The organism is Paenibacillus sp. LPE1-1-1.1, from assembly GCF_040676435.1.
Classification (GTDB): domain Bacteria; phylum Bacillota; class Bacilli; order Paenibacillales; family Paenibacillaceae; genus Pristimantibacillus.
In genome coordinates, this window is the sequence record NZ_JBEGHY010000046.1 from 149,085 (window position 1) to 164,482 (window position 15,398).

The following is a 15,398-nucleotide window of genomic DNA, read 5'->3' on the forward strand; positions in this document are numbered from 1 at the left end:
TCAGTTAGCCGCTCGCTGCATGCAGATCCGGCAACGTCATCTGTCCACCTGGGCTACTATCATCATTAGTGAATATCCCGTTTCTTAAACCGTCCGCCCTTTACATCATGAATATTGCCGACAGCGAGAAACGCCACAGGGTCGAGTTCATGCACGATCGACTTCATTTTTGCTTCCTCCAGCCGCGTTATGACGCAAAAAATAACGCGTTTGCTGCCGCCTGTAAATCCGCCTTCCCCATGCAAGTAAGTAACGCCGCGTCCCAGCCGGCTCATGATTGCTGCGCCGATCTCCTTCGACTCATCGCTAATAATCCATACGGCCTTCGATTCGTCAAAGCCCTCGATGGTCACGTCAATCAATCGGAATGCAATGTAATACGCGATAAGAGAATACATCGCCCGGTCCCAGCCGAACACAAAGCCTGCGCTGCCGAGAATGAACAAGTTGAAAAACATAACTGTCTCGCCGACAGAAAACGGAAGCCTCTTATTAAACAAAATCGCAACGATTTCCGTGCCGTCAAGCGAGCCTCCGAAACGAATGACCATACCGACGCCAATCCCCAGGATTACGCCGCCAAAAATAGCCGCCAAAAAGGGCTCTACCGTAAGCGGCGGCACCGGATGAAGCAAAAACGTTCCGAGCGACATTACCGATACGCCGTACAGAGTTGAAATCGCAAAGGTTTTTCCGATTTGCTTATACCCGAGAAACAGAAAAGGCAAGTTCAATAAGAATAGAAAAAGACCGAGCGGCAAGGAGGATAAATGGGAAGACATAATCGATATGCCGACTATACCACCATCAATAATATGATTTGGTACGAGAAAAATTTCCAATCCAACCGATACCAGCGCAGCGCCGAGCGTAATAAACAGTACTCTTCGCAGCACTTCGAGCTTGGACAGCTTGTGGTGCTGTAATGATCCCATAAGTGAACTCACATCCCCTACTGGCTCTTTTTCTCATCATTTTACCTTAAACGCTACCAGATATAAAGCAAGTCTACCATTATTGCAAAAAAAGAAACCTTCCGCACCGGGCAGCTTGCGGCCGCCGATTCGAAAGATTTCCCCATAGGTTAACCGATGACCGAGAACGCTTCTACGCCTGCCGGTATCGATTTGGTGCGATAGATTCTGCCAAAGCTATCATATACGACCAGGGTATAATTCGCAGTCGTCAGAGTCGTAACTAAACTGAAAAACACAACGCCAAAACGGTCGAACGCCGCGGTTTGAATAAGCGTGCTGCCTCTGTACAAAGCAGCGTTAAAGCCTGTTGTATTGAAGGGTACACCGCTGTTGTCTACCCACAATACCGTTAAGCGGTTAAATGTTGGCCCGCTTTGAATCCTACGGGCGCTTGATTTATTGATCACTATCTTATCTACGTTTTTCAGATTAAATAGAGGGGGTACTACCCGATTTGCCATACTTTCACTCCTTCCCGCATTTATATTAAAATATGCGAGAATAGGAGATTTGGTATGGTTTGTATCCTATTTAAAACGCCTAATATAACCGGCTTCAGCTGCTTGCTACAGCTCCTTGACGACGGTAATATGCAGCTTGTCCTTCAGCTCAATTTCATAGGGCGAGGCTGGCATCGTCCCGTCCGGCTCCATAATGATGCGCACCCGCGGACGATGAACGGCAAGCTCGTTATTTTCCGATACCACGCCGACCTGCCCCGTGCTGAGCAGCAGCGAGGTCGCTACTGGATAAATCGAGATATGCCGGCAAAACAGCTTGATAAGCTCATGATCAAAATAAGTCCCTCCGGCAGCAAAAAGAAACTCGATCGCTTCGCTCGCTGTATACCGCTTCCGATACGGCCGCGGCGAAGTTAACGCATCGAAAGTATCCGCTAAACCGACGATTTGGCCATACAAGTGAATTTCGTTTTCCTTGAGCCCGCGCGGATAGCCCGAACCGTTAAAGCGCTCGTGATGCTGAAGCGCGCAGTGCGCGGATACGATCGATATATCATGATACTTCCGCAATATATCGAATCCATCCTTCGCATGGCTTTGGACGATTGTACGCTCCTCCGCCGATAAGGCTCCTGTATGATTCAACAGCTTCTGCGGAACCTTTGTCATCCCGATATCGAAAAGAAGCGCGCCGATGCCGAGCTCTTCCAGCTGATTACGGTTAAAGCCCTTTGCTATGCCCATGATGCCCGCAAGCACCGCTACATTAAAGGAATGTTGAAACAAATAGCCGTCCATGGCATGAATGCTCGTTAAATTGACGAGCATATTAGGTCTTGAAGACAGGTCCTGCATGATTTGTCCGAACACCGCCCGGAAATTCCGGCCCATATCGGGTGCGATCGTTCGGCCCTTTGATACGTTTTGGTCTTTGAAGGAGTTCATTGTTTTATAGATGGTATCGACCGCTTGCTTACGCGTTTCATCTCTGATCGTGTCCTCGGGAATGATATCCTCCGTTAAACCATCCTCTATGAATAGAAAATCAATGCCCAAGTTACGCAATCGATCGATGTAACGATCATTGAGCTCCACCCCATCACCCAGAAGCACGTTGCCGTTTTCTTGGAAAATAGGCTTAGCCACTCTGTCTCCCGGCTTGACCATTCCAATTTGCACTTTTCTCATTAGATTAGTTCCCGCCTTCGATAATTTAGCGCTTGTAACCGATCGCCTCTATTTTATCAGAACTATCTGCCACTGACTATGCGGAGGACATGAAAAAAACCCGAACGTCTCGTTCGGGCCCTTAGGCTAGTTTTCTTTTGACAATCCGGTTGCGGCCATTGAATTTCGCTTCGTACAGCGCTGCATCCGCCTGCGCGAGAAGCTCCCGCAAGAAGGCTTTAGGGTCAGCGAGGTCAGTGGGCTCAAAATGATCAATCGAGATGACGCCCATGCTGATCGTCACCGAGATCGGCAATTCCCCGTTCCCCATATTGATTTTATTCTGCTCGACCGATTCCATCAGACGCTCGGCAATTTGATCCGCCTGTTCCCGGTTTGTATGCGGCAAATACACCGTAAATTCTTCTCCGCCGTACCGGGCCAAAATATCCGTAAACCGAAGCGAGCCCCGCACCGCATCGACCGTGCCGCATAGCACCTCGTCGCCAATCAGATGCCCGTACTTGTCGTTAATGGATTTGAAGTGGTCCAGATCAAATAAAAAGATTGAAAAGGGAATGCCGTAGCGGATATTCGCAACGACCTCTTGCTCCAGCTGATGCAGCAAATACCGCCGGTTGAAGCAGCCTGTCAAGCCGTCGGTAATCGCCATATGCTCCAGTTTTTTATTCGCTTGAAACAGCTCGTCCTGCATAATAAGCAGATCGCGGTTGCGATCCTGAAGCTGCTCATTCTGGTCATTTGTCTCTTCTACCAGCAGCCGAAGCTCGGTTACATCCTGGAAGGTTAACAGCCTTCCGACCGGTGTCTTCTTATTGTACAAAATGGGAGCGGATTGCACGATCACATGGCGGTACTTGTCATAAGAAATGGCAATTTCGATCTCAAGCCTGTCCATGGGGCGCTTCCGCTGCTCCTCGATAAATGCCGTAAACTCCCTCGAAGCCTCTCCCTTGAACTGTGGACCAAGAAGGGCAGGATTAAATTTATCGCCGATGCGCAGCCGAAGAATCGGTTTGATCACTTTATTCACTTCGAGAATGATATCATTCTCGTCCAATACGATAATACCCATTGACATCGTATTCATTACGTCCCTTTGGACCGTTTGAATAATATCGAGCACTTTATTCCTTCTAATGGCGTGAACCAGATAGACAGCCGCAAGCACCATCCCGACTGAAATTAACGGAACGTACCGATTCATTGCCTCAATGAACACAACATTGATGATCAAATCGGCGATAGCAAACGAAACCAGTACGAACATGCCAACGATTGCGGTCTTGATTAAAGTACGCTGTCTGGACGATTTCTCGCCCCGCAGCTTATAGAACATAATCGTGAAAGAAATCACCATATAAAGAATCAGCTGGACAATCATAATCCAATACAAAGGCCCATGCTGAAGCTGCTTCAACGGACTGAGCCGTACATTGATACTTAAAAACATGCCGTTAGGATTGATGACGACTGCCGCTACAGATATAAGAGCCGGTATCGCTAAAATGAATAACCGGCTCTTTCGTATCACATACGACTGGCCGGTAAGAAAAAGGATAAAGGCAAACCAACCAATGCCAAGCAAGGAAAGCCCTATGTATGAAACCGAAAGATAGAATAGTTTGAAAGCCGTTGAGGAAACCGTCTGCGACACGAATTGAGAGAACGTCCAGCTCATAAACACGATATGTAAAGATAGGTATATGCGATGCAGGACCGTAACGGTGCTTGTGGCAAACACGTAGAAAAACAAGCCGAGCAGCACTAGAAACATACTAAAGTCTAGCCAGATCATCCATTCCATTACGGTTCACCCATTCATTTGATAGCCATCTTCTTCCATTGTAGCAAATGTTAATAATATCGACAATTACTTAACATCAAAAAATTCAAAGTTTAACAATCGATATTATACCCATTATTTGGATATTTCGTTCGGCCATCGCTCGGCGAGCATATGCTCGAGAGACGGGGAGATATTCAGAAACTGGCGGAATTGTTCGTACTGCTCCCATTTTTTCACGGAAAGCCCCTGCTGCTCGGTACGAACGGCGCGTATGAGCAGATTTTTCGGTGTATGCTCCGGATCTACGAATTCCAGCATTTGTACCTTATATCCTAATACCTCAAGCAAAGTTCCCCGGGCGGCGTCCGTTGCCAGCGCGGAAAAACGTTCCTTCAGCAGGCCTTGCGACAGCAACGGAGAAAGGACATCGTTATCGACCTGCTTGAACAGCTCATGCTGGCAGCACGGAACAGACATAATGACCGAGGCCCCCCAGTTGACCGCCTTGGCAAGGGCCGCATCCGTAGCCGTATCGCATGCATGGAGGGTGACCACCATGTCGGCAGTCTGCAGCTCCTCGTAATCGGCAATATCGCCAACCAAAAATTGCAGCTTATCGTAACCGAGTTTAGCCGCAAGCCCAGAGCAGAACGCAATGACATCCGCTTTTAAATCGAGACCGATAATATTGATTTTCCGCTGCTGCTCCACTGCCAGCAAATGGTACAATGCAAATGTCAGATACGACTTTCCGCAGCCGAAATCAACGATCGTAAGCTCCCTGTCCTTCGGCAGGTACGCAAGGACATCCGTAACCATCTCCAGGAACCGGTTGATCTGCCTGTATTTATCTTGTTTTTTGGCGTGGACCAAGCCCTCGGGCGTCATGATGCCCAGCTCGACAAGGAACGGCGCCGCTTTTCCTTCCGCGAGCACGCGCTGTTTCTGCCTGTTATGCTGCTGAACTCCTTTTTTCGAATCCCCGGTAGGAGGCTTCTTGAGTACGGCTGCCTTGCCTTTCTTATTAAAAAGCAGTTGAACATCCGCTTCCGGCGTCTTTACAAGCGCTTGACGGTAATTTTCCTGCAGCAGGCCAATGGCTCTCTCCGCAGCCTTGGCCTCTTCGATATTGTCATGCGTAACCTTATTGGCAAAATGATATTCAAATTGATAAAACAGCCCGTTCTTCATCTCGATCGGACGGATGACCGTTTTGGGCGCCGCAGTGCCGTCCTTCCGCTTAGGCTGGCTTAGCGTTGCCTGCAGCAGTTCTTTCTCGCTGATCCATTTTGTGATGTCTTGCTGCCATTGTTCCGTCATGCGTATCTTCACTCCCAGCCGTTATTGAAGCTAAGCCCACACTTCCGCGCTTAGTCTAAGGTCCTATCTACTAGCTTGATAATGCTTCAAGCCCCTGCTTGATTTCCTCGCGCGGCAAACCGCCTGCTTCAAGCCGTTCATCCGCCTGCAATAGCATTCGTCTGTACAGCTCCGCTGCCTCTTCCCGGTCCAACCCGTTATCCTCGAGCAGCTCATGCATGAGGTTCTCGGCGGAATCATAACGGCCCTCCTCCATATGCCATTCCGTAAGGAGCCGCTTGGTCTGCCTTGGAAGCTCGTATGGAAGGAGCCGCGCCAGCAGCTCCTTGATTTGTTCGCGCGGCTCCGCGAGCGTAGGCTCTGCGCCTGCAAGCGATAACCGCAGAAAGAGATGCAGGGATTTCATATTGGCTAAGAAGCTCTCGTCCTCACGGCCCAGTTCCGCATTCAGCTCCGCCTCATGCTTCATCAGAATCGCGATGGCCAGCAAATGATCGGTTTCCAATAGGCCGTTCGTCGTCATCATCTTCATCAAATCCTCGTCCGACAAGGATCGGATCAGCTTGCTGCTCAAACGGAATTTCTTATCCAGCAGCTCATCAATAAACAGCAGCGCATCCTCGTGCTTGCGTTCTCGCCTCAGATTCAATATCTGGCCAACCGCTTCCGTCATCTGCTCGATCATCCGCATGAAGTAATCGCGTTGAAACATCTGGCATCCCCTCTCCCTGCATGCTACTGCTTTGAATTCACGAAGCTGACGATGGCTGAGATCAGCTCCTTCGGCTGCTCCACCATTCCCATATGGCCGGAGCTGCCAAGTTCTACCTTTGTTGTCGCTCCGTTTGCAGCCGCAAATACGCTCTCCGGCGGAATGACTTTATCATTGGCGCCGGCTACAAGCAGCACGGGCAGCTCGGACTGTTCGATAATATGCTTGCGGTCAGACCTTGCCTTCATTCCTTTTGCCGTGGCAATCGCGCCTTGGACGGATGTGCCGTAACCGATCTGTTTGCCGCGTTCAACCTCGCCTTGCCGGGCTTCGAGGCTTGCCGGGGCAAAGAGCTTAGGAATAAGCCCGTCTACGAATGGCTGAATCCCGTTTTGCTCTAATGCCGATACGGCTTTATCCCGGTTTTCCTTCGCTGCGTCGCTGTCCGGCAGCGCTGTCGAATGAATGAGGCCGAACGCCGATAGCTTCTTCGCATATTTCTCCGCGAAAGCCAGGGTAATATAACCACCTAAGGAATGACCGAGCAGCACCGCATTATGGATTTGGAGCTTAATCAGCAATTCGGCAAGATCCTCCGCGTACGTCTCCATCGAATAAATCTCATCGTTTGGCGCCGAGCTTCTGCCATGCCCGCGCGCGTCAGGCGCAATAATGCGTACGGATTGCTCCAGCTCCTCTACGATGCGCTCCCAATACGCCGAGCTGCCGCAATAGCCGTGAAGCAGGACCACCACTTCGGAAATACCGTCCTCCGCTCCCCCGTCATGCGGGTGAGAATCATAATAAGCAAGCTCTGCGCCGTTATTCAAGAAAAGCTTGCGCTGCGCGATAGATTGTACGTTACCTTGTTCTTCGTTAGTCATTGCAATTAGCTCCTTTGCACAATCGGAATTTGTAATTCAGGATTTACTGAAGTCGACTCCACTATGTAGCTGCTCCAAGCTGCTTCTATTGCATTCACTACCTCGTTTGCCATACGCAGCACTTGATATAGCGACGTCGTTTGCAGCATCCAGTAGGCTTTGGGGCCATTTGCATTCACCACGCCGGCTATGCTGTATTGTCCGATTGCCGGCAATCGGCGGCCGATCGCTTTCCCTGGCTGAAGCGGGCCCTCCGATACGAGGAAGCGTCCAATAGAGCTGGGCTTACCAAGGCAAGCATCTATGGCGATAACCGTGCAATCCTTAGGGATCTCCGCTGCCGACCGTTCTACAGCATGCGCATCGCAAGGCTGCTGCAGCGTGCCGATGACATTCGGCCAGCCGCGGTCCTTAAGCAGGCTTCCCGCTAGAGGCCCGAAGGAATCGCCGGATGAGCGGTCGCTTCCAATACAGACAAATACAATGCTTCTCCGGTCTCTGTGCTGACTTGCAATGCTTTCAAGGAATAAAGTTATTTCACTTTTCGTTAATTGTTCCGTCGCCTTGCACCTGCCCTGTGATCGTTTACTTTGCCGTTCTGCTTTTAATTGTATCCAATTTTAAGATCCTGTTCAATTTGTGGTCAATCCCGATTGAAACATGTTACAATTGCTGCAGCGAAACAGGTTCGATTCTACTCCCCGAGGCTGCTTACGGCCCACAAAAATTTCAGGAGGCACTCCATGACTAATTTAGACTTGCAAACCCAAGAAAACGTTGAGTATATGATCGAGGTTATTAAAACCAAGCTTAAAATGGCTTCCGCTGCGGCAATGCAGGCTTCTAACTTCGACCTTGGCAAATATGAGGATATTAGAGACCTATACGAAGTGGTTGCATCTAAAGAAAAGTTCAGCATCAGCGAAGTTGAAGCGCTTGTATCCGAGCTTGGCAAGCTGCGGATTCAATAATATTTTTTTCAAACAAAATATTCCAGTATCAGACATTAATTTTCATTTTTCAACAGAAGAAGAACCGAGCCTGGCACCTTAGCCGAGCTCGGTTCTTCTTCTTTGCTGCAAGTGTTAATCTTGATCCTCTGCTTCCAACTCCGCAGCCTCTATAGACAGCTTGATCGAAACATCCTTATGCTCGCCTTTAAGGAAATGCGCGATTCTCTCCAGCTTATCCGCAAGCTCAGGGCCGCTTAGCGTCGTATTCAAGTGATAGTCAAAGCTGTCAGCCGGCAGCTTCCGATCCGCATAAGCGTTCTGCCCTGCCCAGCCGCGCTCCCCGCCAGCATTGGCTCTTGCGATCAACTGCTCCTGAACGGGATAAAATTTATCTGATTTATTTACGACTCTCTCATAAATGCGCAGCTTCTTCAGCAGCATATAGTATTGCGCGGAATGTTTGAAATTCCATGCCTCGCGGATATCTTTAAGCGTATAGTCCATCTTCCAACGCTTAAGTTTTTCGACCTGCTCATCTGTGCTTAGCTGCAAAAAATCATCTAGCGGCAGCATCTTTTCGGACATCATGACCCCTCCGATAAATAGTTAATTGAGTTATAAAAAATAATTCATATTGCTTTGTTTATCCTATAAAAAATACCATAATTTTTGGCACTTTACAAATTAATATAATTTCACATTCGATAATTAATTAGCTTTTTACCTGATCCATACAAATATAAAACCTCCATTCCGCCGTGGGTATCCCGCGCAAATGGAGGTTCTTCCGTACTATGCTCTTTGAAGGCCGATCGACGTTAAGAAGCGCTCGAATGCCGCAGCGCCTTCCGTTGTGTGCTTGTACACCCCTGCGTCCTTCAACACATCCAAGAACTTGGCACCGGTTTCCGACTCTACGATCGTTTTGGCCTGCTCCGCCGTATTAGCGGTGCCAAAGCGCCCGATAAGCGACAGAAGCCAGTCCGCATGCTTATGAAGCGGATGCGTGTCAGCATGAAGCTCAGCGGCGGAAGCCGCTGCTGCGCCTGTCAAATAAGCTGCGATCTGCTCGAGCTCATCCTTCAAGCGTCCTGGCAGCACCGCAAGTCCCATGACTTCGATTAACCCGATGTTTTCTTTTTTTACATGGTGCAGATGCTGATGCGGATGGAAAATCCCGTCCGGATGCTCTTCGCTGGTCCGGTTGTTGCGCAGCACCAAATCGATCTCATACTCGCCGTTATCCCGCAGCCTTGCAATCGGAGTAATCGTGTTATGCGGCGTCAGCTTGCCGTCCGCTTCCTCCGTGAAGGCCAGTACATCTGCCGAAGCATCGCTGTATTCGCGCCACTCGTCCAGCAGGCGGCAAGCCGCGCCGTGCACGTCAGCCTTTGACGTGCCATTGACCCTTACGACGGACATCGGCCAATTCACGATACCGAAGCGCACGCCCGGAAGCGTCGGATCAGCAAACAAGACATCGGCGGAAGCAGCCTCCATCGGAAATACGTGACGGCCGCCTTGGAAATGGTCATGGCTAAGAATCGAGCCGCCAACGATCGGCAAATCGGCGTTAGAGCCGATAAAATAATGCGGAAATTGTTCAACGAAATCCAGCAGCCTTGCAAAAGACGAGTGGGAGATAACCATCGGCTCATGCGCACCTTTAAAGATAATGCTGTGCTCGTTGTAGTACACATAAGGAGAATATTGAAAATACCACTGCTCCTCTTGCAGCGTTAGCGGCAAGACACGCAGGTTTTGGCGGGCAGGATGATCCGGGCGTCCCGCGTAGCCGACATTTTCGACGCATAACAAGCATTTCGGATACTTCGCTTGCGGCATCGTTTTGAGCAGGGCGATTTCCTTCGGATCCTTCTCCGGCTTCGAGAGGTTAATCGTAATTTCGAGCTTCCCGAATTCCGTCTCATGAAGCCAATACAAATTTTTGCGAATGCGGTCCATGCGAATGTAATTCGAGTCGATGCTCAGATTATAGAATGCATCCGTGGCTGCTTTTAGCCCCTCCTCCTCCGTCAAGCGCTGGAATACGGCGCTCGCTTCGGATGGACGCGGCAATAAATACCCCATGATACGCGCATCAAGCAGGTCGCGGTATGTCGTCGAATTGTCCGGGATCAACCCGATCGCATAACCGTAATCGAGCAGCTGCTCCAGCAGCGGAACCGCGCTTTCCAGACGCTCCTCGATGACTTCTCCCTCGAATGATTCCGTGAATCGAAATAAATCAAGCAGCTGGTTTCGTGCTGCATGCGTATCCAGCTGATCGGCTATCAGCTTGCGCTGTACCGCGAATTGCAGCAATCTTTCGATTAGAATCAGCGCATCGCTGGCTGATAGCTCTTGTTGTTCTTTAGCCAATTGTTGTAGCCCCTTTCGGTTGAGCGGGTAACCTTAGTCGTTGTAACCGTTCGGATTTGCTTCATGCCAGCTCCAAGCGCTTTTTATGATGTCCTCGAGCTTGTCGCGTTTCGGATTCCAGCCCAGCTCCTTGCGGGCACGGTCGGACGATGCGACAAGCGTCGCAGGATCGCCTGCGCGACGGGCCTCGAACACGGCAGGGATTTCTTTGCCGGTAACGGCACGCGCAATATCGATAACTTGCTTGACAGAGAAGCCGGTTCCGTTGCCCAAATTATATACAGCGCTGTCCGCGCCGACGCGAAGGCGGTCAACAGCCAGCACATGCGCATCGGCAAGGTCGCTGACATGGATATAGTCGCGGATGCAGGTGCCGTCCGGCGTATCGTAATCTTCGCCAAATACGGAAATATGCGGGCGCTGTCCAAGCGCTGCTTGAAGCACGATCGGAATCAAATGCGTTTCCGGGCTGTGGTCTTCGCCGATTTTGCCGCTCTCATGCGCACCGGCCGCGTTGAAGTAACGAAGCGACACGAATTTGATGCCATGGGCAACATCGAACCATTTCATCATCTTCTCCATCGCCAGCTTTGTTTCGCCGTAAGCGTTGGTCGGAAGCGTACGGTCATACTCGTCGATGGGTACGTTTTCCGGCTCGCCGTAAGTAGCTGCCGTCGACGAGAACACGATTTTGCGCACATTGTATTCATTCATCTTCTCAAGCAGGCAAAGGGTACCGAAAACGTTATTGTGATAATATTTTCCAGGGTCCTTCATGCTCTCGCCTACTAGCGAATTTGCTGCAAAGTGAATGACCGCATCGATCTCATTTTCTTTAAATACCGTATCCATGAAAGCCGCATCGCGAAGATCGCCTTCGTAAAGCTTGCCTCCAAGCAATGCTGCGCGGTGCCCTTGCTGCAGGTTATCGACGATAACGATGTCTTCTCCGCGCTCCTGCAATGCTGCTACGGCATGCGAACCAATATATCCTGCCCCGCCTGTCACTAAAACTGCCATCTTTCATTTCCCCTCTCCATATGGTGCTGCTGTAAAAAATCGGTTTATACGAGGCGCTCTACGCCGTTTCCAATCGTGCATACGTAGAAATCAGCCGTTAAGCCCGTTGCTTCGTTATATTTGCGGCCAACTTCTTCTTGGAACGCTTCTACGCTGTCTTCATGTACGAGCGAGACGGTGCATCCGCCAAAGCCAGCGCCTGTCATACGGGAGCCAAGCACGCCCGGCACTTGACGGGCAGCCGCAACCATAGCATCCAGTTCAGCGCCTGTTACTTCATATAAATCTCGCAAGGAATCATGCGAGCCGTTCATCAATTGGCCGAATTGGGCAAGATCATTCGCTTTCAGGGCTTTGATCGATTGCAGGACGCGGTCGATCTCTTCCACGACATGCTGTGCGCGTTTTTGCACGGTTGCGTCCTTGATCAAATGCTTCGCGGAATTAAACTGCTCCAGGTTGATTTGTCCGAGCAGCGTAAGCTCGGGGAATGCAGCCCGCAGATCCTGAACCGCTTGCTCGCACTGGGCGCGGCGCTCGTTATAAGCGGAATCAACAAGTCCGCGGCGTTTGTTCGTATTTCCGATGACGAGCTTATATTTGCCTGAGTCAAAAGGAATAAGATCGTACTCGAGCGTGTCGCACATCAGGAGAATCGCGTGGTCCTTTTTACCGTTGGCTACCGCAAATTGGTCCATGATGCCGCATTGCACGCCGTTAAACTCATTTTCGGATTTTTGCGAAAGCAAAGCGATTTTTACTTTGTCCGTCTCCAAGCCTTCAAGCGTTTGAAGAGCGTAAGCCGTTACGACTTCGATGGAAGCAGAAGAAGAAAGGCCTGCTCCGTTCGGAATTTCACCATGGTACAGCAAGTCGTAGCCGCTAGTGAATTGCACACCGCTTTGTTGAAGCTCATATACGATTCCTTTTGGATAGTTCATCCAGTCGTCAGCCTCGTCATAAACAATAGCGTCCAGCGAGAAGCTCTTCGAAGAAGGAAAATTGGTTGTCGCGAGTCCAAGCTGATTGCCTTGACGCTTGCGGATCAACAGCGTCGTACCGAAGGTTAAAGCAGCCGGGAAAACATAACCGCCGTTATAATCCGTATGCTCCCCGATCAGGTTTACACGGCCGGGAGCATGAAATACGGCGATGTCGTCCGCTTCTCCGCCGTATTGCTGTATGAATTGCTGTGTTAGCGCGTCAATGTTTGCCATTTGCTATCACGTTCCTTTTGTCAATTTAGTGTGTTTTGTTTTCAACTTCAGTATAAGGGAACCCGCGGAAAAACGAAATGGCGGCAAGTGCTTTTTATATGGATTAATGTGACTTCTCCTACCCTAAATGGACATGCTATGATAGTGTAAAGCCAGCATTTCTTCGCATAATCATTTCAATATAAAGCAGGTGTAAAGTAAAATGCAGCAGGATATGTATACGGTTGCCTCCAATCCGGTTATAGGCGGCGGGAACTCGCAGCTGAATGTGCTGTTTGCCGGCGAGAGCCAGACGAAGCCGCTTCACCGGCTTGGGCCCAAGGTATATGATTTTTATTTAATGCATACCGTGCTGGAGGGCAAGGGACTTTTCATCTGCGACGGCTTCCGGCATGAGCTCCGTGCCGGCCATACTTTCTTGATCGAGCCGGAGCAGCTGATCAGCTACGAATCCGACGGCGATCTGCCTTGGCGGTATCGCTGGGTCGCTTTTAACGGAACGCAATCCGCCGAGCTCGTGTCCGCTGCCGGATTTACTGCCGAGCAGCAGGTTGTGTTAGCGCCGGATAAACGGCGGACCAGCGCCTTGTTCCGCCAAATCTTCGAAACCTTCCGCCGCGGCGGCGCGGCGGCGGATATGAAAGCGGCCGGGTACCTGCACCTGCTGCTCGCCGAATACAAAACTTTATTGCATACGCAAAGCGGCAGCTCGCTGCGCACCGCGCAGGCAGAGGGCGACCATTTGCTGCAACAGGTAGTCCACTACTTGTCCACGCAGTATGCCCACCCGGTTTCCATCGCGCAAATGGCTGAATCGCTCGGGTATAACCGGGCTTATTTATCGCGCTTATTCAAGCAGCGAACCGGTGAATCCCCCGTCACGTTCCTCCTCAAGCTGCGTATCGACAAGGCTCGGCATATGCTTCGCGAACGTCCCGAGCTGACGATCGAGCAGGTCTCCGCCTCCGTCGGGCTGCAAGACGCGCTTTATTTTTCCAAGCAATTCCGCCGTTTTCACGGCCAATCGCCTACCGCGTACCGCGAAGCGATGCGGAGCTTCGGGGAATAAAAAAACATTTTGCATGCACGCATTAGTATCCTCCTCCCCTCGCTTCATATTCCTAAAAACGGGTAATACTATCTCAGGGAGTGATGACCAATGAAGGAACTCTATACCGGTAACTTATATTGGCCGGAAACACTAGACAGTGCCCGGGAATTCGAGCCTCTGCGCCAGCATAAAAAAACACAGGTTGCCGTCATCGGCGGCGGCATTTCCGGCACTATTTGCGCCTCCGTATTCATTAACAGCGGCCTATCCGTGTTGATGGCAGAACGGGGACAGGTGTCAGGCGGCAGCACCTTGGCCAATACCGGCCTGCTGCAGTTTTCGAACGATATCATGTTATGCGACTTAATCGACCAGATCGGAGAGCGTGACGCAAAAACTTTTTATAGGGCATGCAGGGATGCTATCCATTTGATTGAACAGGCAGCCGAGTCTCTTGCAGCCGATGTCGGCTTTAGAAGAAGAAGCAGCCTCTTTTACGCTTCGACCGAGCAGCACCTGCCAAAGCTAAAAAAAGAGTACGAGGCACTGAAAGCATGCGGATTCGATGTTGAATATTGGCCGCCTGAAGAGATCGAGAAGCATTTCCCTTTCCGGAAGCCCGGCGCTATCGTGACACATGGCGATGCAGAGTTAAATCCCTTTCAATTCGTAATCGGCCTCGTTAACGCCGCAGCCCAAGCCGGACTTGAAATATATGAGCAAACGGATATCGTGGCGCATGATACGCTGCCAAGCGGGATTCACCTTCTTCGCACGTCGGATGGCTATGTAATAGAGGCCGAACATGTGGTCTACGCGGTCGGCTACGAGCCAGAAGAGCTCCGCGGCAAGCTGATCAAAGCGGAGATGAGCCGCTCCTTCGCGCTTGTAACCGGTATCCAGAACAGTCTTCAAAGCTGGCACAAGCATTTTTTGGTTTGGGAAACCGCTCGCCCCTACTTATACATGCGTACGACACACGATGGGCGCGTTATCGTAGGCGGACTGGATGAGCATATTGAGCAGCCGCTGCAAAGCGGTAAACAAAGGCTGAAACGAAGCGAGGAGCTGCATGGAAAGCTAAAAGCGCTGTTTCCCGAACTTCAGGCTCCCATAGAATATGAGTGGAGCGCTACCTTTGGGGAATCCTGCGACAATCTGCCCTTTATCGGTGCCGACCCGGCATGGAAAAACGTCTATTACTGCTTAGGCTATGGGGGCAACGGCACGGTATACAGCATGCTTGCTGCCCATATCGTACGCGATCTCATTTGCGGCGATAAGCATCCTTTAACCGATATTGTGAAGCTGGACCGCAAATCCCTGACCAATGCTTAAACGGCCTACATACAATGCGCGCTTGTGATAAATAACAAGAAGCCTCGTATAGCGCAAGAAACTGCTTACGCTATAACCGAGACTTCTTTTTTTTGCATCGTATCCT

Annotated in this window: 15 protein-coding genes; 3 read left to right on the forward strand and 12 right to left on the reverse strand. The window is 50.4% G+C overall.

What is annotated here, in order from left to right; translation table 11 throughout:
* Window positions 1-65 precede the first annotated feature (65 nt).
* The 8 genes from MRBLPE1_RS31455 to yyaC all read right to left on the reverse strand — a co-directional run bounded on the left by MRBLPE1_RS31455 (window position 66) and on the right by yyaC (window position 7,945).
* Entirely contained in the window at window positions 66-935 is an 870-nt protein-coding gene (locus MRBLPE1_RS31455; RefSeq protein ID WP_364153999.1) for a YitT family protein, read from the reverse strand.
* A gap of 149 nt (window positions 936-1,084) precedes the next feature.
* Window positions 1,085-1,438, reverse strand: coding sequence for a hypothetical protein (locus MRBLPE1_RS31460; RefSeq protein ID WP_364154002.1), 354 nt, complete (start codon window positions 1,436-1,438; stop codon window positions 1,085-1,087).
* Window positions 1,439-1,543: 105 nt separating this feature from the next.
* Window positions 1,544-2,626, reverse strand: coding sequence for an HD-GYP domain-containing protein (locus tag MRBLPE1_RS31465; RefSeq protein WP_364154005.1), 1,083 nt, complete (start codon window positions 2,624-2,626; stop codon window positions 1,544-1,546).
* A gap of 121 nt (window positions 2,627-2,747) precedes the next feature.
* Window positions 2,748-4,433: a histidine kinase N-terminal 7TM domain-containing diguanylate cyclase gene (locus tag MRBLPE1_RS31470; protein ID WP_364154008.1), complete on the reverse strand. Its 1,686-nt coding sequence runs from the start codon at window positions 4,431-4,433 to the stop codon at window positions 2,748-2,750.
* Between the two features lie 114 nt (window positions 4,434-4,547).
* Window positions 4,548-5,735 (reverse strand): class I SAM-dependent methyltransferase, encoded by a 1,188-nt coding sequence (locus tag MRBLPE1_RS31475; RefSeq protein ID WP_364154011.1) that lies wholly within the window; start codon window positions 5,733-5,735, stop codon window positions 4,548-4,550.
* Between the two features lie 70 nt (window positions 5,736-5,805).
* Window positions 5,806-6,447 carry a DUF6483 family protein gene (locus MRBLPE1_RS31480; protein WP_364154014.1) on the reverse strand — a complete coding sequence of 214 codons (642 nt, stop codon included), beginning with the start codon at window positions 6,445-6,447 and terminating at the stop codon, window positions 5,806-5,808.
* A gap of 23 nt (window positions 6,448-6,470) precedes the next feature.
* Window positions 6,471-7,331 (reverse strand): alpha/beta fold hydrolase, encoded by an 861-nt coding sequence (locus MRBLPE1_RS31485; RefSeq protein ID WP_364154016.1) that lies wholly within the window; start codon window positions 7,329-7,331, stop codon window positions 6,471-6,473.
* A gap of 5 nt (window positions 7,332-7,336) precedes the next feature.
* Window positions 7,337-7,945 carry a spore protease YyaC gene (gene yyaC, locus MRBLPE1_RS31490; RefSeq protein WP_364154275.1) on the reverse strand — a complete coding sequence of 203 codons (609 nt, stop codon included), beginning with the start codon at window positions 7,943-7,945 and terminating at the stop codon, window positions 7,337-7,339.
* A gap of 129 nt (window positions 7,946-8,074) precedes the next feature.
* Between yyaC and MRBLPE1_RS31495 the strand changes: the two genes are divergently transcribed.
* Window positions 8,075-8,302 (forward strand): DUF1128 domain-containing protein, encoded by a 228-nt coding sequence (locus tag MRBLPE1_RS31495; protein ID WP_364154019.1) that lies wholly within the window; start codon window positions 8,075-8,077, stop codon window positions 8,300-8,302.
* Between the two features lie 114 nt (window positions 8,303-8,416).
* On the opposite strand, the gene MRBLPE1_RS31500 is transcribed toward MRBLPE1_RS31495, so the two are convergent.
* The 4 genes from MRBLPE1_RS31500 to MRBLPE1_RS31515 all read right to left on the reverse strand — a co-directional run bounded on the left by MRBLPE1_RS31500 (window position 8,417) and on the right by MRBLPE1_RS31515 (window position 12,903).
* A complete protein-coding gene (locus MRBLPE1_RS31500; protein WP_364154022.1) occupies window positions 8,417-8,869 on the reverse strand; it encodes a hypothetical protein in 453 nt (150 codons plus the stop codon).
* Window positions 8,870-9,076: 207 nt separating this feature from the next.
* Window positions 9,077-10,666 carry a UDP-glucose--hexose-1-phosphate uridylyltransferase gene (locus MRBLPE1_RS31505; RefSeq protein ID WP_364154024.1) on the reverse strand — a complete coding sequence of 530 codons (1,590 nt, stop codon included), beginning with the start codon at window positions 10,664-10,666 and terminating at the stop codon, window positions 9,077-9,079.
* A gap of 33 nt (window positions 10,667-10,699) precedes the next feature.
* Window positions 10,700-11,686 (reverse strand): UDP-glucose 4-epimerase GalE, encoded by a 987-nt coding sequence (galE, locus tag MRBLPE1_RS31510; protein WP_364154027.1) that lies wholly within the window; start codon window positions 11,684-11,686, stop codon window positions 10,700-10,702.
* Between the two features lie 44 nt (window positions 11,687-11,730).
* Window positions 11,731-12,903: a galactokinase gene (locus MRBLPE1_RS31515; protein WP_364154030.1), complete on the reverse strand. Its 1,173-nt coding sequence runs from the start codon at window positions 12,901-12,903 to the stop codon at window positions 11,731-11,733.
* 202 nt (window positions 12,904-13,105) lie between these two features.
* Here MRBLPE1_RS31515 and MRBLPE1_RS31520 point away from each other — a divergent pair, with 202 nt between their 5' ends.
* Together MRBLPE1_RS31520 and MRBLPE1_RS31525 are read left to right on the forward strand one after the other, a co-directional pair.
* Complete coding sequence (locus MRBLPE1_RS31520; RefSeq protein ID WP_364154033.1) at window positions 13,106-13,972, forward strand: AraC family transcriptional regulator; 867 nt, start codon at window positions 13,106-13,108, stop codon at window positions 13,970-13,972.
* Between the two features lie 90 nt (window positions 13,973-14,062).
* Window positions 14,063-15,292, forward strand: a complete 1,230-nt coding sequence (locus MRBLPE1_RS31525; protein ID WP_364154036.1) for an NAD(P)/FAD-dependent oxidoreductase — start codon at window positions 14,063-14,065, stop codon at window positions 15,290-15,292.
* Window positions 15,293-15,398 lie beyond the last annotated feature (106 nt).